19 protein-coding genes and 4 pseudogenes are annotated in these 20271 nt (G+C 63.9%); 8 read left to right on the top strand and 15 right to left on the bottom strand.

Annotated elements, in window-relative coordinates:
- The first annotated feature begins 72 nt into the window (after positions 1-72).
- Complete coding sequence (gene zwf / locus MSG_RS13670) at positions 73-1572, top strand: glucose-6-phosphate dehydrogenase (RefSeq protein ID WP_096440367.1); 1500 nt, start codon at positions 73-75, stop codon at positions 1570-1572.
- A gap of 395 nt (positions 1573-1967) precedes the next feature.
- Here zwf and MSG_RS26160 read toward each other — a convergent pair.
- Positions 1968-3453, bottom strand: a pseudogene (locus MSG_RS26160) (L-lactate permease); the annotation flags it as partial.
- Between the two features lie 153 nt (positions 3454-3606).
- Positions 3607-4455, bottom strand: a complete 849-nt coding sequence (locus tag MSG_RS13680) for an aldo/keto reductase (RefSeq protein ID WP_096440369.1) — start codon at positions 4453-4455, stop codon at positions 3607-3609.
- A 166-nt stretch (positions 4456-4621) separates the two neighbouring features.
- On the opposite strand from MSG_RS13680, the gene MSG_RS13685 reads away from it, so the two are divergent.
- Positions 4622-5503: an HpcH/HpaI aldolase/citrate lyase family protein gene (locus MSG_RS13685; protein ID WP_096440371.1), complete on the top strand. Its 882-nt coding sequence runs from the start codon at positions 4622-4624 to the stop codon at positions 5501-5503.
- On the opposite strand, the pseudogene MSG_RS26165 reads toward MSG_RS13685, so the two are convergent.
- From MSG_RS26165 to MSG_RS13720, 8 genes and pseudogenes are all read right to left on the bottom strand, one after another.
- Positions 5500-5646: pseudogene (locus tag MSG_RS26165) on the bottom strand (biliverdin-producing heme oxygenase); the annotation flags it as partial. The gene MSG_RS13685 and the pseudogene MSG_RS26165 sit on opposite strands and share 4 nt — an antisense overlap.
- Positions 5647-5784 carry a hypothetical protein gene (locus MSG_RS26170; protein WP_373421194.1) on the bottom strand — a complete coding sequence of 46 codons (138 nt, stop codon included), beginning with the start codon at positions 5782-5784 and terminating at the stop codon, positions 5647-5649.
- A gap of 102 nt (positions 5785-5886) precedes the next feature.
- Positions 5887-6381 carry an FKBP-type peptidyl-prolyl cis-trans isomerase gene (locus tag MSG_RS13695; protein ID WP_232011287.1) on the bottom strand — a complete coding sequence of 165 codons (495 nt, stop codon included), beginning with the start codon at positions 6379-6381 and terminating at the stop codon, positions 5887-5889.
- Positions 6382-6620: 239 nt separating this feature from the next.
- Positions 6621-7802, bottom strand: a complete 1182-nt coding sequence (locus tag MSG_RS13700; protein WP_096440375.1) for a serine hydrolase domain-containing protein — start codon at positions 7800-7802, stop codon at positions 6621-6623.
- Positions 7799-9262, bottom strand: a complete 1464-nt coding sequence (locus tag MSG_RS13705; protein WP_096440377.1) for a biotin carboxylase — start codon at positions 9260-9262, stop codon at positions 7799-7801. Before MSG_RS13705 ends, MSG_RS13700 begins: the two co-directional genes overlap by 4 nt.
- Positions 9263-9413: 151 nt before the next feature.
- The gene (locus tag MSG_RS13710) at positions 9414-10502 is read right to left on the bottom strand and encodes a cytochrome P450 (RefSeq protein WP_096440379.1); all 1089 of its coding nucleotides are present in this window, start codon (positions 10500-10502) and stop codon (positions 9414-9416) included.
- A 145-nt stretch (positions 10503-10647) separates the two neighbouring features.
- Entirely contained in the window at positions 10648-10947 is a 300-nt protein-coding gene (locus MSG_RS13715) for a hypothetical protein (RefSeq protein WP_096440381.1), read from the bottom strand.
- Between the two features lie 67 nt (positions 10948-11014).
- Positions 11015-11824 (bottom strand): NlpC/P60 family protein, encoded by an 810-nt coding sequence (locus tag MSG_RS13720; RefSeq protein WP_170063157.1) that lies wholly within the window; start codon positions 11822-11824, stop codon positions 11015-11017.
- Between the two features lie 116 nt (positions 11825-11940).
- On the opposite strand from MSG_RS13720, the gene MSG_RS13725 reads away from it, so the two are divergent.
- The 4 genes and pseudogenes from MSG_RS13725 (at position 11941) to MSG_RS13745 (ending at position 14492) form a co-directional block, all read left to right on the top strand.
- A complete protein-coding gene (locus tag MSG_RS13725) occupies positions 11941-12165 on the top strand; it encodes a hypothetical protein (protein WP_197705000.1) in 225 nt (74 codons plus the stop codon).
- Positions 12166-12192: 27 nt separating this feature from the next.
- Positions 12193-12801, top strand: coding sequence for an LGFP repeat-containing protein (locus MSG_RS13730; RefSeq protein ID WP_096440385.1), 609 nt, complete (start codon positions 12193-12195; stop codon positions 12799-12801).
- 432 nt (positions 12802-13233) lie between these two features.
- Positions 13234-13455, top strand: a pseudogene (locus tag MSG_RS13740) (DUF732 domain-containing protein); the annotation flags it as partial.
- Positions 13456-14252: 797 nt separating this feature from the next.
- Positions 14253-14492 (top strand): hypothetical protein, encoded by a 240-nt coding sequence (locus MSG_RS13745; protein ID WP_096440389.1) that lies wholly within the window; start codon positions 14253-14255, stop codon positions 14490-14492.
- 152 nt (positions 14493-14644) lie between these two features.
- On the opposite strand, the pseudogene MSG_RS26015 reads toward MSG_RS13745, so the two are convergent.
- Positions 14645-14821 (bottom strand): annotated as a pseudogene (locus MSG_RS26015) (RES domain-containing protein); the annotation flags it as partial.
- 165 nt (positions 14822-14986) lie between these two features.
- Positions 14987-16672, bottom strand: coding sequence for a GMC family oxidoreductase (locus MSG_RS13750; protein WP_170063158.1), 1686 nt, complete (start codon positions 16670-16672; stop codon positions 14987-14989).
- A 58-nt stretch (positions 16673-16730) separates the two neighbouring features.
- Here MSG_RS13750 and MSG_RS13755 point away from each other — a divergent pair, with 58 nt between their 5' ends.
- Together MSG_RS13755 and MSG_RS13760 are read left to right on the top strand one after the other, a co-directional pair.
- The gene (locus MSG_RS13755; RefSeq protein ID WP_096440391.1) at positions 16731-16964 is read left to right on the top strand and encodes a hypothetical protein; all 234 of its coding nucleotides are present in this window, start codon (positions 16731-16733) and stop codon (positions 16962-16964) included.
- A complete protein-coding gene (locus MSG_RS13760) occupies positions 16954-17265 on the top strand; it encodes a type II toxin-antitoxin system PemK/MazF family toxin (RefSeq protein WP_096440393.1) in 312 nt (103 codons plus the stop codon). The genes MSG_RS13755 and MSG_RS13760 overlap by 11 nt, the downstream gene beginning before the upstream one ends.
- Before the next feature lie 31 nt (positions 17266-17296).
- Here MSG_RS13760 and MSG_RS13765 read toward each other — a convergent pair whose 3' ends face one another.
- The 3 genes from MSG_RS13765 to MSG_RS13775 all read right to left on the bottom strand — a co-directional run bounded on the left by MSG_RS13765 (position 17297) and on the right by MSG_RS13775 (position 20126).
- Entirely contained in the window at positions 17297-17794 is a 498-nt protein-coding gene (locus MSG_RS13765; RefSeq protein WP_096440395.1) for a PNPOx family protein, read from the bottom strand.
- Positions 17784-18362 (bottom strand): nuclear transport factor 2 family protein, encoded by a 579-nt coding sequence (locus MSG_RS13770; RefSeq protein WP_232011288.1) that lies wholly within the window; start codon positions 18360-18362, stop codon positions 17784-17786. The genes MSG_RS13765 and MSG_RS13770 overlap by 11 nt, the downstream gene beginning before the upstream one ends.
- A gap of 738 nt (positions 18363-19100) precedes the next feature.
- The gene (locus MSG_RS13775; protein ID WP_096440399.1) at positions 19101-20126 is read right to left on the bottom strand and encodes an alpha/beta fold hydrolase; all 1026 of its coding nucleotides are present in this window, start codon (positions 20124-20126) and stop codon (positions 19101-19103) included.
- Between the last annotated feature and the right edge of the window lie 145 nt (positions 20127-20271).

A 20271-nucleotide genomic window follows, 5' to 3' on the forward strand; every position in this document is an offset into this window, starting at 1 on the left:
TAACCGGCAGGGATGAACGAACATGCGCCACGAGAGCTGCGGACTCGCCGCGACGGTGGAAGTATCTCGGGAGTGGCCACCAAGAAACCGCAAACGATCTCTTACCCGGCGCCCGACTCACGTCCGCACCGCCACGACTACGACCCGCTCGATCCCCATGTCATCGTGCTGTTCGGCGCGACCGGGGATTTGGCCAAACGCAAGCTGATCTCCGGTCTGGCATATCTGGACCAGTCGGAGCTTGCTCCCGACATCCAAGTCGTGGCGACATCGCTGGAGGAGCTCAGCGACGACGAATTCCGTGAAATTGCCAAGAACGCGATCGACTCGTACGGCACGCACAAGCTGACGCCCGAGCAGTGGGCCGACTTCGCGAAGATCGTGCACTACGTCCCGCAGGGCGCCGGGCCTCAGGCGCTTGCCACCGCGGTCGCCGAGGCCGAAGCCAACCTGGGACCGAAAGTGCGGCGCCTGCATTATTTGTCGGTCCCCCCCAAGGCGGCGCGCGACGTCATCACCCTGCTGCGGGAGGCCAACCTGGTCGAACGCGCACGCGTGGTGATGGAAAAGCCGTTCGGCACCGACCTGGACAGCGCGGTCGCCCTGAACGACTTCTTGCACCAAACCTTCGACGAATCTCAGATTTTCCGGATCGACCACTTCTTGGGCAAGGAGGCGGCCCAGAACATCCTCGCGTTCCGGTTCGCCAACGGTCTGTTCGAGCCAATCTGGAATCGCAACTTCATCGACCACATCCAGATCGACATTCCCGAGACACTCGGGCTGGATCAGCGGGCGAACTTCTACGAGAGCACCGGCGCCTACAAGGACATGGTTGTCACGCACCTGTTCCAGGTGATGGCATTCGTGGTGATGGAACCGCCCACGGCGCTGGAGCCCTACGCCATCAGCGAAGAGAAGAACAAGGTGTTCCGCTCGATGCTGCCGGTGAAGACCGCCGACGTAGTCCGCGGCCAGTACAGTGGATACCGCGAAGAGCCCGGCGTAGCAAAAGATTCCGACACCGAGACGTTCATCGCGCTCAAGGTCGGCATCGACAACTGGCGCTGGGCCGGCGTGCCGATCTATCTGCGCACCGGCAAGAAGATGGCCGAAGGCATTCGTATCATCTCGATCGCGTTCAAAGAGGCGCCGCGCAGCATGTTCCCGCCGGGATCGGGGGTGGGGACCCAGGGTCCCGACCACCTCACGTTTGATCTGGCCGACAACTCGAAGGTCTCGCTGTCGTTCTACGGCAAGCGACCCGGGCCCGGGATGAAGCTCGACAAGTTGTCCATGCAGTTCTCGTCGAAAGAAATCGACACCGCAAACCAGACGCTGGAGGCCTACGAGCGTCTCATACTCGACGCGATGCGCGGGGACCATACCCTGTTCACCACCGCCGAGGGCATCGAATCACTATGGGCGCGTTCGCAAGACCTGCTTGACGACCCGCCGCCGGCCAAGGTGTATCCGGCCGGAACGTGGGGGCCCAACGCCATTCATCAACTGATCGCGCCCAACGCGTGGCGGTTGCCGTTCGAGCGCGGCTGGCGCGAGTCCAGAACCTGACGACACACCACCCACGTAGCCCGTCAGCCCGGCACCGATCCCGCCCGCATGTTCGACCCGCTCGCGGGGTGACCGCCCGTTACCGAAGTCAATGACGAAAGCCGGTATCGGAGGTCGAATTCTGGCTAGCGTGCAGCGTGCCTTCGCCTAGACCGTCTCGTGTTCTGCGATCCAATGGGTGACGGCATCTTCGGGGGCGACCGCGATGCCCACTCCGGCGTCGTCGGCGGCCCGCTCAAACCGGTCGAGCAACTCCGTCGGGATCGACGCGTTGACCCTGGCGCGCGCTGCTTTCGGCTTTGGCGGCGGGGCGGCCGCTTCGTGGCGGGCGGCAGTGGATTCCACGACGTCGCGCAGCGCGGGTATCTCGTCGAGCAGGCGGGCAAGGTCGTCGCTTCCTTGCCGTGCAACCCGACCGCGGCGGCACCGATCGCGAGGTTCTGCGGCGAAACCATCTTTCCGAGCACGCCCCCGGAGCTGTTGCCGGCCGCCATCAGCACCGGGGAGAGCCCGGCTTTCGACGCGGCAGTCACCTGCAGGGCGCCGAACAACGAGTTGGCCGAGGTGTCGGAGCCGGTGACGGCCGTGCCGAGCCAGCCCAAGATGGGCGACAGCAACGCGAAGGCACCCCCGGTGCCGGCCATCCAGGTGCCCAGCGTGATGGTCTGCCCGGACGCGTTCATCACGAATGCCAATGCGAGCACCGCCATTACGGTGATGATCGCCCATCGAAGCTGATGCAGCGTCGCGCCATACGCCTTGGCGGCCCCAGCCGGCGACACGCGCAGCACGATCACGGTGAGCAGACCCGCGGCGAGCATCTGGGTGCCCGGTGTGGTCAAGAAATTGAACGTAAAGGCCGAAATCGTGGACGCGGCGCCGTTGGCCGTGAGCAGGTGCAGGCCCCGGCCAGTGCACGGTGCCGGTCGGGGAGTCGAGAAGCCGCTTGACCGTTGAGATTTGGCAGACGACGAAGACAGCGATGATGATCAGGTACGGCGCATAGGCACGTCCCACCTCGGCGCGTGAGCTCACCTCAGCGATGTCCGGGACGGCGCGAGACTTGTTGCGCGAGTATCGAATTCGAACCATTGAGACCACGGCCAGCGCGGACAGCAGGGAGGCGACCACATCGGCCAGCGGCACCGAGACGAAGTTCGAGGTGGCGTACTGGGCGAGCCCGAAAACCACACCGCCGATCAGCGCCGGCGGCCAAGCCTCGCGCAGACCGCGCCGACCGTCGACGATGGCGACCAGCGCCAGGGGCACGACGGCCGACAAGATCGGGGTTTGGCGTCCCACCATGGCGCCCAAAGTGTCTGTGGGCAAACCGGAGACCTTTGCCAGCGTGATGATGGGCGTGGCCATCGCCCCCAATGCCACGGGCGCAGTGTTGGCAACGAGTGACAGCGCGGCAGCCTTCAGCAGCCCAAAGCCGAGAGCCAGCAACATCACCGAGGTGACCGCCACGGGCGTGCCGAATCCGGCCAATGCCTCGAGCAACGCGCCGAAAGAGAACGCGATGACGACGGCCTGGATGCACTGATCGTCGCTGACCGTGGCGAAGCTGTGCCGCAACACGTCGAAATGTCCTGTCTGAACTGTCATGTGGTACACCCAAATCGCGTTGATCACGATCCACAGGATCGGGAAGAAGCCGAAGGTTGCGCCCTCGCTGCCTGCCGCCAGCACCTGACCGACCGGCATGTGATACGCGGCGACGGCGATCCCGAGCGAGATGCCGAGCGACACCACCGAGGCGATCCAGGCGCGCACCCGCAGCGCGCCGAGCATCACGAACAGCGACGCCAGCGGTAGGGCGGCCGCCAGCGAACTCCAGGCCAGCGAATGGGCCACAGGGTCAAGGATTTGGCGATACACGTCAGGCTGCCTCCGCGTGCGGTATTAGCCGCCCGTCGAGACTCCGAAACGTGTGCGCGCGTCGACAATCGGCGTTGTCGCCGGCATCTGGAAGTTACCCGCGTAACTTCGCGCCTCCAGCGTCAACCGCGATGTCGGCGAACGGCAGAGCGCTCAGTCGGGGATGTAGTCGAACTTGTCGGGGTTAGGACCGTTGCGACCGTCTTCGCCGCTGTCCAGCGCGGAGATCGCGTCCACGTCGGCGTCGGACAGCTCGAAGTCGAAGATCTCGAAGTTCGACTTGACCCGTTCGAGGGTGACCGACTTCGGGAAGACTACGTCGCCGCGCTGGATGTGCCAGCGGAGCACCACCTGCGCGGGCGTCTTGCCAAGGCCGTCCGCGATCTTTCCCACCACCGCATCGCCAAGGACCTTGCCCTGGGCGATGGGGGACCAGGCCTCGGTCACGATGCCGTGGTCGCGGCCGTAGGCTCGCACCCGCTCGTTAGCGAAGTAGGGATGTACCTCGATCTGGTTGACCGCGGGCACCGTCTCGGAGCCGCCGGCGAGGCGATCCAGATGCTCGGGCTGGAAGTTCGAGACGCCGATGCTGCGGGCACGTCCGTCCGCGGCGAACTCCTCGAGCGTGTTCCACGTCGACACGAAGTCGCCGTCGTACAGCGTCGGCAGCGGCCAGTGGATCAGAAACAGGTCGACGTAGTCAGAGCCCAGTGCGGACAGCGTCGCGTCGAATGCCCGGCGCGCGTCGTCGGGCCGGTGAAATCCGTTGTTGAGCTTGCTGGTGATGTATACCTCGCCGCGGTCCAATCCGGCGTCGCGAACGCCCTGGCCCACTTCCTTCTCATTGCCGTACATCTCCGCGGTGTCGATGTGGCGATAGCCCACCTCGAGGGCCGAGCGGACCGCCGCGGCGGTCTCGTCGGGCTTGATCTGAAAGACGCCGAACCCCAGCTGGGGGATGACGTTGCCGTCGTTGAGGTTGATTGACGGGACAGTGCTCATGCGTTCAGCCTCCTGATCCAACGGGCAATTTCTCTGGTGTGCCCACTTCTGGGCATAACCCAACACCGACCCTCACCGTCAACGCAAAGACATGCTTGATTAATTTCAAGCAGGGCACCGCGATATTACGCTTGCACAAGCCTGACGACAGGAAGGGCACGAGTTCATGGCACCGACACCGCGCCCGCGCCGATCTGCCCTATATCTCCCCGGCAACAATGCCCGGGCGTTGGAGAAGGGTAAGACGCTGGCGGCCGATGCGCTGATTTTCGATCTCGAAGATGCGGTCGCGCCCAATGCCAAGGCCGAATCGAGAACCAGGGTTTGCGAAGCGATCTCGGGCGAGAGCTACCGACCCCGCGAAATCGTGGTGCGCATCAACGGGTTAGGCACCGACTGGCACGACGACGACCTGGCGGCCGTGGCCGGTTCCGCCGCCGAGGGCGTATTGGTGCCCAAGGTCGAGCGAGGCGCACAGGTGCAGGCCCTGGTGAACGCGCTCGATGCACACGGCGCGCCGGAATCGTTGCGGCTGTGGGTGATGGTCGAAACGCCCGGCGCCTTCCTGCGGGTCGAGGAGATCGCCTCAGCCAGCGAACGTCTGGCGGTTCTGGTGATCGGCACCAACGATCTGGTCAACGACTTGCACGCGTTGCATGTGCCCGGACGCGCGACGGTGGTGCCCGCGTTGTCGCTGGCCGTGCTGGGCGCGCGCGCGGCCGGAAAAATCATCTTGGACGGCGTGTTCAACGCGATCACCGACGAAGACGGCTTTCGCGCCGAGGCCCGGCAGGGCCGTCAGATGGGTTTCGATGGCAAGACGCTGATTCATCCGTCCCAAATCGCCCCGGCTAACGAGGAATTCGGCCCATCGCAAAAGGAGCTCGACGACGCCCGCACGATCATCTCCGCCTACGAAGACGCACAGGCGGCGGGCAAGAGCGTCGCGACGGTCGATGGCCGCATGGTCGAGAGCCTGCATGTGCGTGACGCCCAGCGGATCGTCGCGCTGGCGGAGCGCATCGCGGAAATGGACTCCGCGTCCTAAGCGAGTTCGTCGAGTAGCGCCCGGTTGAGGTCGAAGGCGAGTCTGACCTCGTCGACTATCCGGTCGATCGCTTCCGCGTCGGTAGTGAGCGCGTCGAGGCGGGCGCGATACGAATCCTTGAAGGGCTTGGCTCGCATCGGGAATTAGCCCCCGGCGGTAACCCGTCCGTCGAGCAATTCGGAGACGAATTGGCTCTGCTCGGCGGCCCGATGTTCGGCGGCCGATCCGTCCTTCATCGCAGCCGAAAGACGGCGGACCTCGGGGACCACGGATGGGCACATGTCCCGCTCAGATCACATTGGAGGTATTGACACGAAAGTCAACAACGAAGTCGTGCAGCAATGGATTGGCGGCCGGCCCTGCCCCGCCCCTGAGCTGGAGGCTCAGGCCGAAGCGCCGAGAATCTTGATCGCGAAGATCAGCGAGTCGCCCGGCCGGATCCCGGCGCTGGGCTGACCCTCCGGGTATCCGTCTGCGGAGACCATCGCGACCGCAACCGTGGATCCGACAGTTTGGCCCGCGATCGCCTTCTGGAAACCGGGCACGACTCCGGTCAGCGAAAAGCTGACCGGGGCACCCCGGTCGAAGCTGCTGTCGAACACCGAACCGTCGCGCCCATTGACGCCCATATAGCAGACGGAAACCCGGGCAATGTTCGAGACCACCGGCCCGTCTCCGGCGTGCAACGTGTGCACCTGGGTCTGGGCGACGCTGAACGGGGTTGTCACGTTCACGCGGGGAGCGGTCGCATCCGTCGGGCCGGTGACCGCGATGCTGCCGGTGGTACCGTTCAATGTCCAGTCGACCGGTGCATTGTTCGCCGGAGCCGCGGTGGGGCACGAGCCGGCCGCGGTTGCCGTACCGGATGGGCCGAACATCAAAACGGTTGCAGCGGCAGACACGGCGATTACGATGGAAGACTTCACGGCCGCCACGCTACAGCTACTTCTCGCACGCATTTAACGGTAGCCCAGTAGTGACTGGCCGGGGCGCGTATGGCACCCAGATCAGACCTTTGATGATTCCGATGACGACCGACGTCGCCACGGGGTCGTTGCATCGGGGGCAGCACTGAATACGCCGCAGCTGGAAGCGTCGAGACCACGAAAACTGTTTGCTAGCTTGTAATTTCACACAATTCTTGCGCTACCGCATCGAAGGCGCGCAGCGCGTCCAGCATATGCGGCTCGTGCGAGTCGGGCTGCGTGGATAACTTGGCGGCAACGACTTCGGCAGCACGGTTGATGTAGATCATTTGACCGCACATGCCCTGGCACAACACGACGTTGTTACCGGGGTAGGGGAACCACATCTGGTTGCGGTACATCCCGCCGGGCAGGTCGGTGTCGTGGTCGGGGCTGGCGGCGAACGCTTGACGCGAGTCCGGCCCGCCGTCAAGAGTGTCCGCGATCCAGGCAGGCGGCACCACCTGCCGGCCTGTCAACGACATGCCATCGCGCACGAACAGCGATCCGAACCGGATCATGTCGGTGAGACAGGCGCTGATGCCGCCGTCGAAAAACCCGGTGCCGTCCGCGTCCACACCGATGGTGGCGTCGAGTTGAGCGCCGATGCGGCTCCACAGCAGTTCCGACATCAGTTCGGGCATGCGCCGGCCGCCGGCGACCTCGCAGATCCAGCCGAGAACGTCGGTCTCACACGAGCGGTATTGGAACGGGCCGCCGTGCGCCGACTGCTGCCGCAAAGTCAGCAGGAAGTCGCGCAGCGTCGACGGAGCGTCGGGATTGGTTCTCGGCGCCCACCCCATCGCCTGGTCGAGGAGGTGTATCTCGGCGGCGGGGGCGCCGTAGTTTTCCGAAAAGGCGATACCCGATCGCATGTCCAGCAGGTGGCGCACCGTCGCACCCGCATACCCGCAGTTTTGCAACTCGGGCACGAACGCTGTGACGGGCGCGTCGAGGTCGATCACGCCGGCTCCGTGCAGCGCGCCGGTAACGGTTGCCACCAGCGACTTGCTCACCGAGAACAGCAGGTGCCGCGTGTCAGCCCGCATGCCGTCGAGGTACTCCTCGGCCAGCAACGACCCACGGTGGCAGACGGCCCATCCGTCGGTGGCGGTGTTGGCCATCACCGCGCCCACGGTCGTGGGCGCCCCGTCGGTGCTCGTCACCGCGATCGCGGCCAGGGGAGAGGCGGCCGAAGGCAACGTCGCGACCGGCCCGGTCCCGCGCGAGATGGAGGCGGTCGGCACAAACTCTTCGACGTGCTGAAATGACCAGTGCGCGTGCGGTGCCCGCAGCCAGTTGTCCAGCGAGATACCCGCCGGGACGCGTGTCACGCTCGTGCGACGAGCCGAGAAACGATCGGCGCGGCGGGCGTCAGGGGCGTCGAGGTGAACTTCGCCTTCATGCCCTTCACCCAGCGCTGGCAGCGCTCGCTGAGCTGATAGTCGTCGGTCTGCAGGTGTGAGCGAGTGACGAGCACGCCGAGTTGGGCGCCCTCAGAACGTAAGTCACCGGGTGCCGCGACCCGCAGGTAAAAGGCCTCGGAGCCGTCGAGCAGCGTGGCCCAGTCGTTGGCTGTCCGCGAAAAGGAGACCCGACCGTCGTCGTCGATGCGCCATACGCCGGTGCGTGGCGTCGCGGTAAAGATCTCGATCTCCGGCGACGTCTCGGTGATGATCACCTGGCCCCAGACCTCGTCTTCGCCATAGCCCCGCTCCCAGCGTGCGTTGATCTCATCGATGTCGAGCTCGTATTCCACATCCATGTACTCGAGCAGGTGAAACAGGAACAGCGGCATGTCGGCGTAGGCCTCGGTCGTCAGGTTCGTCATCGGGCTGGCGCCGCTGAGGCGCGGGTTCACCTCGCCGAGGTAGAGCTCGTCGGAGTCGAGGTCATGCAGGAGGTCCACCTCGAAGTAGCCGAGGTAACCCTCGCGGCGCATGACGTCGCCCAGCTTTGTCACCATTTCTCGCGCGGCGTGCGTCTGGGCGGGCGGCAACACCTCGTGCCAGATGTCATTGCCACACCAGCTGCCCCGGCTCGGCGTCAGCTCCGAGTAACCGACGAGGCTCGTCATCGCGGGACCGACCACGGTGCCGTGGCGGGTCACGGCACCTTCGAGACACACCTCGACATTGCGGATGCGTTTCATGACTTTGAGATCCTGCCCGACCAAGTCTCCGGCGTGCTCATCCCAGTCGCGCTGGCCGTGCACAAAGAACGTCCCGCTGCCGGCATTGCCGTAAGCGATCGAGATGACGAGGTCGTCGCCCAATCCAGCGCCCTGTGACAGCGCCAGCAGTTCGTCGTAGGATCCGGCCCGTCCGATCGTGTTGGGCACGCTCGGTATACCCGCGTCGTTGGCCAGGCGCGTCATCACGATCTTGGAGCCCAGGCGCTGGCGCAGCTCGATCGGTGGATGCATCACCTCGAGGCCCGCCGATCGCGCAAGGGCCTGGATTTCCTCATTCGTCATCACAAAGCAGCACTTGCCGCCCGGACCTTTACCCGCGATGAACTCGAGCGTCTCGGGATCGGACAGCAGGTGGCTGCACACCTCGTCCATGGAGTCGAAGTCACGGCGGTCGCGTCGCCGGGGCACGAACACGCGCGAGTGCGTGCCCTCGAACGAGTCGAAGTAGGTCAGGTAGAAGAAGTTTCGTATCCAGCGGTCAACGCCGAGCAAGTTGAATGGGGTGGGCGAGATGAAGAACAGCGGCACCTTGTTCGTGTGAAAGAACGCACGTATGTCGGAAAGGCCGTTCAGCACGCGACGCGGCTCGGGCGCCGTCATGCGGGCGACGGCGGTGTCGAGGCGGGGACCGTTACAGTCAGCGCGGCGGCGAGCTCACGTGAATTCATGGCACAAGTCTGCGGAATCATCGGCGCCGACGGCAACCCCGCGGGGGTAGCTAGGCCCGATTTGCCAGCCCCAAGCCACCCGGTCACAATTGCGACCACCGCAGCGGCACAGACTCCGGAACCCAGCCGTCGAATACCGCGCACGACAGCGGCCCGTACGTTTTGGGATGCCACGCCTTGGGGACACGGCCGCCCTTCCAGTCGAAATAGAAGAACGGAACCTCAGCAAGCCACACCTCGAAGAAGTCGCTTAGCAAATCCCGGGCCAGGTGCGAGGCCGGACACCGGTGCGGGCCGCCGCCGAAACTCCAATGCCGATGTGGGCCCTCGAGTTTCATCTCGTGACCCGACATGACGTCGGCCTCGTCGCGGTGAACGAGACCGACCAACAACTCGACAGGACAGCCGGCGGGGACCGTCATCCCGCCGACCGTCACGTCGCGAGTGGTGATTCGCGAGACGGTCTTGGCTCCGCCATCCAACCGCAGCAGTTCTTCGATGAAATGGCTTTGCGAGCTTGGCTTTTCGCGTAAGTACTGCTGAAGCATCGGCCGGCGCGCCAGCAGCGCCAGTCCGGCCTTGATGGGGAACGACGCGAACATGAAGCCGCGAACCACCGACCCCATCAGTCCCAATACCTCTTCGGCGGTGAGTGGTGCGGCGGCAAGCCGGCTGATCAGATCGGGGCCACCCAGCGGCGCCTGGCGGATCTTCGCGATCAGCTGCGGGTTGACCGTTTCGAGTGCGACATCCGCTGGCAGCCCGCAGGCTGACATGGCGCCCGCGTGACAAAGAACCTCGGCGACGCGCCCGCCGTTGCAGCGGTCCAGGCTGGCGGCTACGGCGCCGATGCCTTCTTCGACGATGCCGCGCACGGGCTTCAACATTTCTCGCGAACCGCCCGGATTGAACACCTCGAGCAAGAATTCTCGGTAGGGGGCCCAGGGCGGATTGCCGGGCATCAGTTCGCCCTGGCGGCTGGCAAACACCTCGCCATCACGGATGGCGGCGAGAACATCGTCGCGGTGCCATAGCGCGTACGTGCCGTGCGGCTCCCGCAGCACTCGCTGACCGGCCCGCTCAGCAGCCTCGCGCCACTCCCGAAATCGCGCGGTGGCGTCCTCGTCGGACCGCATCACCTCCCGCGTGGCCTCGGCACCGGACCCGCTCACCGCGCACCACCGACCTTCCCGACCGGCGCCCGCCGCGAACCCTCCCCAGGCGCAGCCACCTGCAATTCCAACGCCGCCACTCTATCCACACCAGCGGCCGTGCGCTCCTCGCGGCGAATCCGTTCAGGTCGCGATCGGCCGGCACTTACTCCGCGTCATGCACGGCAGCAAGGCGCTCGCTTACCCGGGCCAGCGCCTCGTCGAAGATCCCGACTTTTTCGCCGCGTTTCTCGTTGGCCGGCTGAGCGGAGCCGCGGGCGCCTGCGGCCTCTACCCGGGCCGCGCCCTGACGGCGCAACAGGTTGAAGTTCTTTTCGCGCGCTTGCCTCAGCCTGCTCTGCAGATCCTTCAGCGACTTCTCGTCCATGCGCGTGAGAGCCTCGGGGTGGCTCTCGGCAATCAACGAACTCTCCTGCTGGGTCAGGTTCACCTGGTGGTTGCTCACCGTAGATTCATACCGTGCCCAGGAGGCTCTGGCGCGTCGGCGTCCTCGCCGACAACATGATCGCCCGTCAGCCGATTGGCCGCCAGGCACCTAGAACGGCCTCCCGGTACCAGCCCAGCCGATTGCGGATCTGGACCCCGGGGACGTTCTGGGCGTCGAGTCGGCTATCGATGATGCGTTGATCATCGATGTAGATGACCACGTGCGAAGCGTGGCCCGTATTTCCATTGGGGTGCAGATAAATCAGATCTCCGGACCGAAAAGGACCATCTCGACCGACGCGAAGGCCCATCGGGCCGGCGGTGCCGTCGAACTGTTGGTGAACATCGCCACTGAACTTGATTCCCAAACCGTAGTTGTAGACCCACGCGGTGAAATTGGAGCAGTCCAGGCCTCGGCCGGCACCCCAAGCGGCCGGACCCCGCGGAGCGTCGGGATCGGGGTTGTCTTCGGAGACACCGGCATAGGTCGACGTTGGGGGATCCCAGTCCGGAATGTGATGGTGACGGTATTGCAGTCCTAGCGGATTGCCGGGGAGGTAGATATAACGCATCGCCACGGCGAGAATGCGTTCTTGCTTCCAGACGCTGGGATCACAACCCGCGTTCAACGGGATATCCGGCGCCGGTAGAGCGTTCGCGCGCGGTCCCCACCCTGCGTTTGGGTAATCCCCTTCGGCATTTTTCGAATACCACCGGCCCGGAGGGTCCTGAGTTTGGGGCAGGGCGTCACGGTCGGCGAAATCCGCGGTCAACGAGTCCCAACTGCACGAGAAAGGGTACGCGGTCGCGGCGGTGTCCCCACGGGAGAAGCCGACCGTCCCGCCGACACCCGTTACCGAACCCGCCACGCAGATGGCGAACAGAATCGACAGCACAAACTTCATTCGACGCGTCAAGAGGCCCTCGGCTTACCCCAGCGCTTCGCGCTGACCAAGCAATGCTAATCCAGGCGAAAACACCAGGTCGACAGCCGGACTCCGGTTGGGAAGCGATGTCGGTGTTGGAGGCGTTGCGCCAGGAGTCCACCGACGATGTGGTGCGCACGGAACTCGTCGGCTACGTCCGCGACCCCGAGCGGCGCAGGCAAGCCCGAGAGACTATGGCAGCATTCGGAATCAGCCTCGACGCGGTAGCGCGGGCCATCGCGTTTGCGATCGACCAGCCTCCGGATGTCGAAATAGGTGACATCACCATCCGGCCGACGAGGCAGGGGTAGCGGTAGTTGAATACAGAGGGGAAGCCCATGAGAACGCTCGCACAACGCCGCCCGGCAGTCGTCGGCCTGGTCGCCATTGCGCTCGTCGCTGCCGGCTGCAGCAATGGCAAGAGCGTCGATGCGACGCCAACGCCTCAGATCGGGACCAGCGCCACCTCCACCTCTGAACCACCGACACAGCCCGCCGAGCTGAAGCTCATCGGGGAGCGCGACGTCGAGGTGACTCTGACCGGACCGATCGCTGCCAAGTACTCGTCGGCAACCGAGGCCCAGAAAAAGGCTCTCGGCAAGCCGCTGACGGGCGACCGCAACGCGGGGACGCGGCAGAGCGGCTTGGTTTTCCAGCAGTTCCAGGGCGGCGTGATCACCGCCAAGAACGACCAGGCCGGCACGCCCGCGTATATCACCGTGGGCAAGATTCGGGAGGCCTGGAACGTCCCGCGAGACCCGAACGGCGTGCCTCAAGTCACCGGCAGCAACGGTTCGGCAGGCCCGCTGGGCTATCCCATCAGCGACGCGAACGCCGTCGGCGATCTACTCGTATCGAACTTCGAGCACGGCAAGATCGCGTACAACCAGAAGACCAGCCAGGTCGAGGTGACGGTAAACGGCCAGGTCGTACCGTCCTGGCTCTAAAATCCGCTACTGGTAACCCGTCCGGTTCCCGCTGCGCCGTAGCAGTCCAGTCAGGTCAACTGCCCCTGTCGACGTTGCTGTTGCAGCAACATCCACGTTGGCTCATGCCGCCAGCTTTCGTCCTGAAGTTGAGATCGGCGGCGTGAACACCCGCGTGCTTGCCGAGCGTCGACGGCCTCGATAGCCAGTAGATGTGCGGTCTGCAGTGCAGAATCAAACCATGGCTCAGCTCTCGTCGGCGGTAGCTACGGTTTGGCTGGCGGCTCAGTCACCGGGCCGTCGCCGCTGCCAACTTTGCATATTCAATTGCTTATCGGTTGGTCCGTGCTTGTGAAAGCCGTGATGCTCACGGCCTGGTGCGCCGTGTTGGTCGGCGTCGCGCCGCCGGCCCACGCCGCCGACGACGACACCGCCTACTAGGCTGCCCTCCAAACAGTGGGTGTCCCCGCCAACAGTCCCGTCACGGCACCCGCCTACGGTCGGGGACTGTGTGACCGCCTTTCCCAGGTGGGTTTCGACCCCCTGGTGACGATGGTCCAACACGACATGGCAACCGGCACGACGAAACATCAAGCCGCGTTGGTCATCGGCGCGGGAGTCTCGAGCTATTGCCTCCAAGAAGTCGATCTGCTGCCGAAAACCTTGATCTACTGATATCGGCAGCCAGATACGTTCTGTCGCAATACCATTCGCGACCGTGTTGCCATCGCCAGTGGAACACTGTGCATCCTGTTCCGAAGGCGATACCGTTGGCGTCCTGCAAGTCAGAAATGAGACTAAAACTCTTAATATGCGCGTCCGAAACGATGCGTGTCCGGACAGTCAAGTCGGTCTGGTGCGTCGAACTCAACTGTGGGGAGGTGTCCGGGTGCTGGCATTGACCGCAATGACAGCCCAGTTCGAATCAGACCGGGCGCGGCGGCGTCGGGGTGGATCGGCGCTCTGCGACGCGGAAAGGCTTGGACGCAGAGGGATTAGCGCCCCGGTAGTAGATCCTATCCGGTAGTGCAGGTTGTGGCCGTACACGTAATCGTGATCGGAAAGGTACAACCCGACACCGCCAAAGCGGTGAAGCCAAGCATTACGGCGACAATAATCCGCGCGCCAACAACGGACATAACAGCAGCCCCTCCGTCGAAGTGAAACTTCTATCAGAAGCTCCAACTGCTTTGGCAGAGCGCGCTTTAGCATAAGTCAATTGCACCGACGTCAGCCGGCGTTGTCTCTGATATCACACCAGCCGGCGCCGAGACCGGGCGGTTGCGAGCAATTTTGGGCGGCGCGCTGTCCTTGGCTTATCCGTGAAGATCATCCGCGGGTATCGATCGTTGCTCCAAGCGCGGGGAAGTTGTGCTGTGACCGTTAAGGAGTGTTGCCGCAATCTTGATCTCACACTCTTACCGTGGATTACGAGATAACGCCTATTAGCGACCGCAAAACTGGGGGTTCATATGACGACCGCAATCGCCGCGGGTGAGACAGTCGAGAAGGACGCGAACGACGCGAACGATCTTGTTCTGGCGGTCGCAGCGATGAACGCATTTGCGCCTCTTGGCGGCACGGTTCTTGTCGACAAACTGCGCTGGCGCCCCACGGAAGAAGAGATCCTGGGCACGTCCATCACAGTGATTTTGGTGTCCCTCATGGTGCTGATCAGCGTCGCCGTGGGCACGGCCGTGACAATGAGTTAGCGACCGGAGATGCCTGATCCGGTCAACTCGCACACGGGTGAGGCGCTTTTCGGCGGTCGCATATTTTCGCTGGCGCAGCGGCCACGCTTGCAGCGCCACTCGAGATCGATCACCAGGGCGCAACCGTCCATGAGGTCGGGGGTGCACAAGTCTTAAACGACGCTGTGACCCAATCGCTTTGCGGCGCCTGCTATTCGGGTGACAAGGTCAGGATGGTTGAGAGGCAATGATAATTTCGGCCGGCCCGGCATGGCCGTCAACGCCGGTAAATATAGCGCGAGGCACGGCCCGCCGGCGAACCTACTGTTGTAGCGCAGACCCCGAAGATGCCGATGTTAACTAGGCGATTGGTGGTACCGATAGACCTGCGCTAGCCGAAACGCGGTTGCATCACCAAATAGATACCAAGTGGTGACCTTTCAGCGATCAGCTCGGAAGAGCCGTACCAAACAACCTGTCGCGCAAGCGGATTGACTCCTCGGCGCTTAATCGACCTATCCCACGATTGCCCGTGCTGCGCGCTCGGCGATGAGCATGACGGGCGCATTGGTGTTGCCAGAAGTGATGGTGGGCATAGCCGAAGCATCGACCACTCGAAGGCCGGCGACGCGATACACGCGGCAGTCGGTGTCTAGCACCGTGGCGGCCGAGCGCGGCCGACCTTGCGCGTCAAAGGCTCCCATCGCGCACGTACCCACCGGGTGAAAAATAGTCGTACCGAGTTCAGCCGCCGCCTGCTGCAGATCATCGTCGCTCACCAGTTGCGGGCCGGGCAGCAACTCTTGCGGGCCGTAGCGGGCCAGAGCCGCCGCCGCCATGATCCGCCGGGTCATCCGCAGGCCAACCACTGCGGTTCGACGATCGGCGTCAGTAGACAGGTAATTGCACAGAATTTTCGGGTTGGTCAGTGGATCTGGATCCGCCATGCGCACATGGCCGCGCGAGCTAGGGCGCAAATTGCAGACCGACGGAGTGATCGCTCCGAAGGGGTGCAGCGGTTCGCCGAACTTTGGCAAAGACAAGGGCTGCACATGCCATTCCATATCGGGACTGGGTAGCGCGGGATCGCTCTTGGCGAAAGCACCCAGGGTGGAAGGCGGCATGGTCATGGGTCCCGATCTCAGCAGCAAGTACTGAATTCCCATGCCCGCACGGGTGATCCAATTCCGGTACAGCGTGTTGACGGTCGAGGCCCCCCGGATCCGGTAGACCGATCGAAGCTGCAAGTGGTCCTGGAGGTTTTCGCCCACGCCTGGCAGGTCCACGGCCACCGGCACGTGATACTGGGCAAGCAGGCCAGCTGGGCCGAGACCCGAAACCTGCATCAGATGCGGCGAGCCGACAGCTCCGGCGCTCAGGATCACCTCCCGGCGGGCCTGGACGTCGACGATTTGGCCGCCGCTGAGCATCCGCAGGCCGGTGACGCGGTGCCGCGCGGTGGTCCAGGCACCGTGACGCTGATCCTCGCGGACCTCGTCGTCCATCAGCAGCCGCAAGGCCTGCGTTCGCGTATAGACAGTGAGATTTGGCCGATGAGCGATGGGATGCAAGAAGGCATCAGCCATCGACCAGCGGCGGCCGCGCCGCTGATTGACATGAAAGTACGCACTGCCGGCGTTGTCGCCCCGGTTGAACTCCTCGATGGGGGCGATGCCCACCTGGGCAGCGGCGGCCTGCCAGGCGTTCAAGATCTTCCAGCTCACGCGCGGCCGCTCGACGCGGATCTCACCGTCGGCGCCGTGCCAGTCGTCGGCGCCACCGAAGTAGCTTTCCAGCTTCTTGTAGATCGCCAGCGTCTCGCCTGGACGATCCGTCCCGCCCCAGAGCCATCTCTCGTCACCCGTAGCCTGCGCCCACGCGTCGTAGTCGGTAGCTTGTCCGCGCATGTGGATCATCGCGTTAATCGACGAGCAGCCGCCGATCACCCGCCCCCGCGCGTAGAGGATGCGCCGGCCGGCCAGCCCTGGTTCGGGCTCAGTCGTCAAACACCAATCGGTGCGGGGATTGGCCATCGTGTACAGATAGCCCACCGGCACCTTGATCCAGAACCAGTCATCTGTGCCGCCTGCCTCAATCAGGAGCACACGCCGATCCGGGTCAGCGCTCAGCCGATTGGCGAGAAGGCAGCCCGCGCTGCCCGCTCCCACAATGATGAAGTCGAATTCGGCCACCAGGCTCATTCTGGTATCGGTCCTCCATGGCGTCGGATTGTCTTACAAAACGTCGAACACTGTTGTAATGGCGGACACAATCACCTTCAGGCCCGACGAAGAGACATCGAAGGCGCTGGCGGCCTTGACGAAAGATGGAACCGCCGTGTCCGTAGCCGTTCGATCTGCTCTTATCGATGCCGCACGTCGGAAGGCCAGCGCGGCGATTCGTGCCGAGCCGGAAAGGCTTTCTGAAGACGAGTCCGACCGCGCTGAGGCCACGCAGGTGCTGCCCGACATGGAGACGTTGCGTGCGTGGTGAGGTCTTTCAGTTGCGTGCCCCGCGGGGGAGTCGCGGTCACGAGCAGTCCGGTTCCCGCTACTTCGTAGTAGTCCAGTCAGATCAACTGCCCCTGTCGACGTTGTTGGTTGCACCAACATCCACGTCGGCTCGTGCCGCCAGCTTTCGTCCCGAAGTTGAAATCGGCGGCGTGAACACCCGCGTGCTTGCCGAACAGGCCGCCGCCGTTGACCCGGGCCGACTCGGCACGAGCGTCGGGTTCCTAAGATTCGATGAGATGCGCCGCGTTGATGCGGCAGTGCGCATCGTCCTCGATCTATGAGCGCCGGGCAGCCTCGGACTGGTGGGGTGCATCAACCTGCCGTCTTGTGCACCCACAGGAAATCGTGGATCCCGGCGAGACGCAGTGTGATTCGCTGGCGCAGCGGCCACGCTTGCAGCGCCTCCGAGCCGGAAAGTAACTCCGGACGCTCCAGCTGGTAGGTCTGTCCCTTCCAGGCAAGCGCGCACGTCCCCGTTCCCATCACGTTGCGGTACCAGTCGGTCTGGCTGCCGTAACCCAGCGGCAGCAGGAACCCGTCACCGTAGGCCTGAGCGCCCAGCGCCGTGTGATAAGTGCGTGCACTGCGACGTCCGACATGGGTGAGCAAGGCGAACGGGGAACGCCGACTACCCGCACTCTTGCGGGTCATGTCGTTGTATTTTTGGAAGGCGCTCGCTCGCAGCAGCTTGCGGTAGCGTCTACCAACCCTGGGCAACACCGACACCGCCGTTAGGACCACGCCACCGAGCACAAGCGCAACGACAATGCCCACCCGCCTTTGCAGACGAATCTGCTTGTCACTGACCATGTCCAGCTCCTTTGGTGTGACCGATGATCTCGACGAGGTCGTCACGTGTGATCTTGAGTTGTCGGATATACGTGTCGGTGTCCCAGTAGTTGTGGATGTCGGTGATCTGGCCGACCTCATTGACACGCAGGAAGCACGACACGGCCATTCGGTAGGTCGCGCCGGTGGCAGCAAACGTGGGGGTTTCGATCTCCTCGACCGCGACCACGCCGTGGTCGCAGACGATGTTTTCGATCTCCATATGCAGATCGGGGAATGCCGCCATGTTCTGCTCGATGGCGTTTCGCATTGCTTCCCTGCTCAGCGTCACCTCTCGCAGCGGATTTCGGCCGGACACCTCGGGCGCAAGCACCGCTTCGAGCTCGTCGAGGTTCTTGGTGTTCCATGCGTGGAAGAACTTCGTGACGACATCCACCGGTTTGGTGGTCGGACTAGGGGCAGCGGGGTGTGGTTGCGTGCCCAGCGCTGAGTACAAGCGCTCCAGCTGGCTCTGGTCGATGCCGAGCTGCTGAGCCATGGCTGACGCGTCGAAGACTTCGATCCCTCGGCTGATCTTTCCGTGCATCATTTCGAACACCACGTGCGCCTTCCCAACACGGCGCGTTCGGATCCCTCGGGAACAACGGTGACACCATCCAGGACGATGGGGCCGCGGATCGTGGCATGCGTGTCATAGCTGACGCACGCCCATTGCTCGCCGCCCTCGAGATGGGTGATCTGTTTCTGCCCTTAATGGGTTGGCCCGCAACCATGGTCGCCAATTGCCGGCCAGCCTGGCTGATCTGCGCCAAGCCCCGGTAGACGGTACCGGTAGGGATGACCCGGTATTCGCCGTCGGGCTGCCAGCAGGCCAGTTCGGCGTCGACATCATTGCGATCGATTGCATCGACCCACGCCCGAATTACCGCCAAGTTGTCTTGCTCGGGCATCTGAAGACCCCTTCCTCAGATCGTCAGCAGGGTCCGACGCTGACGCCGCTATGTTGTTCTTCCCGCGTCGACGACAGGACACGCGACCGCTCCTGTCGACGGGCATTCCGGTCTCCCAGGACGTCTGATCTGAAGCATCATTGAAACAGCCAATGAATCATTATCACATCAGTGCTGGCAGGCCCATCGCGAATCGAACGCTCATCGGCGCGGGATCGAGGCAGTTTGGTCAATTCGACCTGGCCTAGCGGGTGAGGGCCGCTCAGGTCGCCCGTTGATTCATCGAACGAAGCGGCGACGTTTACTGGTGACCTGCCATATTCGATTCGTGCATATTCCTCGAGGCCGGCTTTCCGGACGGGTAGCCTGCAGGGCGGCTAGGGCAGAGGGTCTGTGACTTTGCTAGGTCCGTGGTTGGTTTGGTAACCGGGCACCGCTGCGAGGAAGTGCAGCAGCTCTGTGCTGACGTCGGCGGCCCGCTCTTCTTGGAGCCAGTGTCCCGCGCCGTCCAGTGTCACTTCATGGTAGGGCCCGGTCGCGACTTGGGTGGCTCGGTTGCGCGGGGTGAACCCCTGGGTGGGGTCGTTGGTACCGATGATCACCAGCGCCGGCGCAGCGACGGTGGCTGAGGCGGGGTTGGCCAGGATTTCCCAGTTGCGATCGAAGTTGCGGTACCAGTTCAGGGCTCCGGTAAAGCCCGTGCGCGTGAATTCGTCGACATAGTAAGTGAATTCGCCGTCATCGAGCCAGGCAGGTGGATGTCCCGGTTCGGGTAGGCGGTCGACGAAGCCCATGGGGCCCGGTGCGATCATGCGCGTCGCCGCGTCGGGGTCAGTCAGTGATTGCAGGTCGAAACTCATGATCCGCCGTAGCGCCTGGGCTGGGTCATGGTCGAGTTCGGCGTCAGCGGGGCCGGGCTGTTGGAAATAGAGCATGTAGAGGAAGCTGTCGCCGACCATCTTGCGGAGGGCCTGCGTGGTGGGCAGCTTTCCGCGTGGCGATGGGGGAAAGTTCAGCCCCACGACGCCCGCGACTCGGTCGGGGTGCAGGTGGGCGGCAGCCCAGGCCACCATTCCACCGAGGTCATGGCCGATCCACACCGCTCGTTTGGCGCCGATATTGTCGAGCAGGCCGACCAGGTCGGTGGTGAGGGCGGTGATGTCGTAGGAATCGACGTCATCTGGGCAAGAGGAGCCACCGTAGCCGCGCTGGTCCGGTGCGAGTACGTGATAGCCGGCAGCCGCAAGGACCGGCAGGATACGGCGCCAGGAATACCCGAGGCTGGGAAACCCGTGCGCGAGAACGACCGCCGGACCATCCAGGGGGCCGGCTTCAAACACTCGCAGCCGTACCCCGTTGGTGTCGACTAACCGTTGCTTCAACAGCGTGCTCTTCCGTTTCATGGGGCGCGCGGACCTACGTCGCCGAGAAAGGATTGCAAGCCTTGCCGCGCGACTCGCTCACCCGCGGCCTATCCTCTCAAATCAGCTGCCGGCGGATATCGGCAAGACGATGCCGTACGTCATGGACGGTGGCGCCGCGGTCACG

The sequence above is a fragment of the Mycobacterium shigaense genome, from assembly GCF_002356315.1.
Lineage (GTDB): Bacteria > Actinomycetota > Actinomycetes > Mycobacteriales > Mycobacteriaceae > Mycobacterium > Mycobacterium shigaense.

Excerpts from the sequence above, each read along its gene's own strand:
- MSG_RS13755 (WP_096440391.1), top strand. The coding sequence starts at position 16,731 with ATGGCGGACACAATCACCTTCAGGCCCGACGAAGAGACATCGAAGGCG.
- MSG_RS13765 (WP_096440395.1), bottom strand. The coding sequence starts at position 17,794 with ATGGTCAGTGACAAGCAGATTCGTCTGCAAAGGCGGGTGGGCATTGTC.
- MSG_RS13745 (WP_096440389.1), top strand. The coding sequence starts at position 14,253 with ATGACGACCGCAATCGCCGCGGGTGAGACAGTCGAGAAGGACGCGAAC.
- MSG_RS26170 (WP_373421194.1), bottom strand. The coding sequence starts at position 5,784 with ATGTGCCCATCCGTGGTCCCCGAGGTCCGCCGTCTTTCGGCTGCGATG.
- MSG_RS13730 (WP_096440385.1), top strand. The coding sequence starts at position 12,193 with ATGAGAACGCTCGCACAACGCCGCCCGGCAGTCGTCGGCCTGGTCGCC.
- MSG_RS13680 (WP_096440369.1), bottom strand. The coding sequence starts at position 4,455 with ATGAGCACTGTCCCGTCAATCAACCTCAACGACGGCAACGTCATCCCC.
- MSG_RS13705 (WP_096440377.1), bottom strand. The coding sequence starts at position 9,262 with ATGACGGCGCCCGAGCCGCGTCGCGTGCTGAACGGCCTTTCCGACATA.
- MSG_RS13750 (WP_170063158.1), bottom strand. The coding sequence starts at position 16,672 with ATGAGCCTGGTGGCCGAATTCGACTTCATCATTGTGGGAGCGGGCAGC.
- MSG_RS13695 (WP_232011287.1), bottom strand. The coding sequence starts at position 6,381 with ATGTTCGGCCCATCCGGTACGGCAACCGCGGCCGGCTCGTGCCCCACC.
- MSG_RS13685 (WP_096440371.1), top strand. The coding sequence starts at position 4,622 with ATGGCACCGACACCGCGCCCGCGCCGATCTGCCCTATATCTCCCCGGC.
- MSG_RS13775 (WP_096440399.1), bottom strand. The coding sequence starts at position 20,126 with ATGAAACGGAAGAGCACGCTGTTGAAGCAACGGTTAGTCGACACCAAC.
- MSG_RS13725 (WP_197705000.1), top strand. The coding sequence starts at position 11,941 with ATGTCGGTGTTGGAGGCGTTGCGCCAGGAGTCCACCGACGATGTGGTG.
- MSG_RS13770 (WP_232011288.1), bottom strand. The coding sequence starts at position 18,362 with ATGATGCACGGAAAGATCAGCCGAGGGATCGAAGTCTTCGACGCGTCA.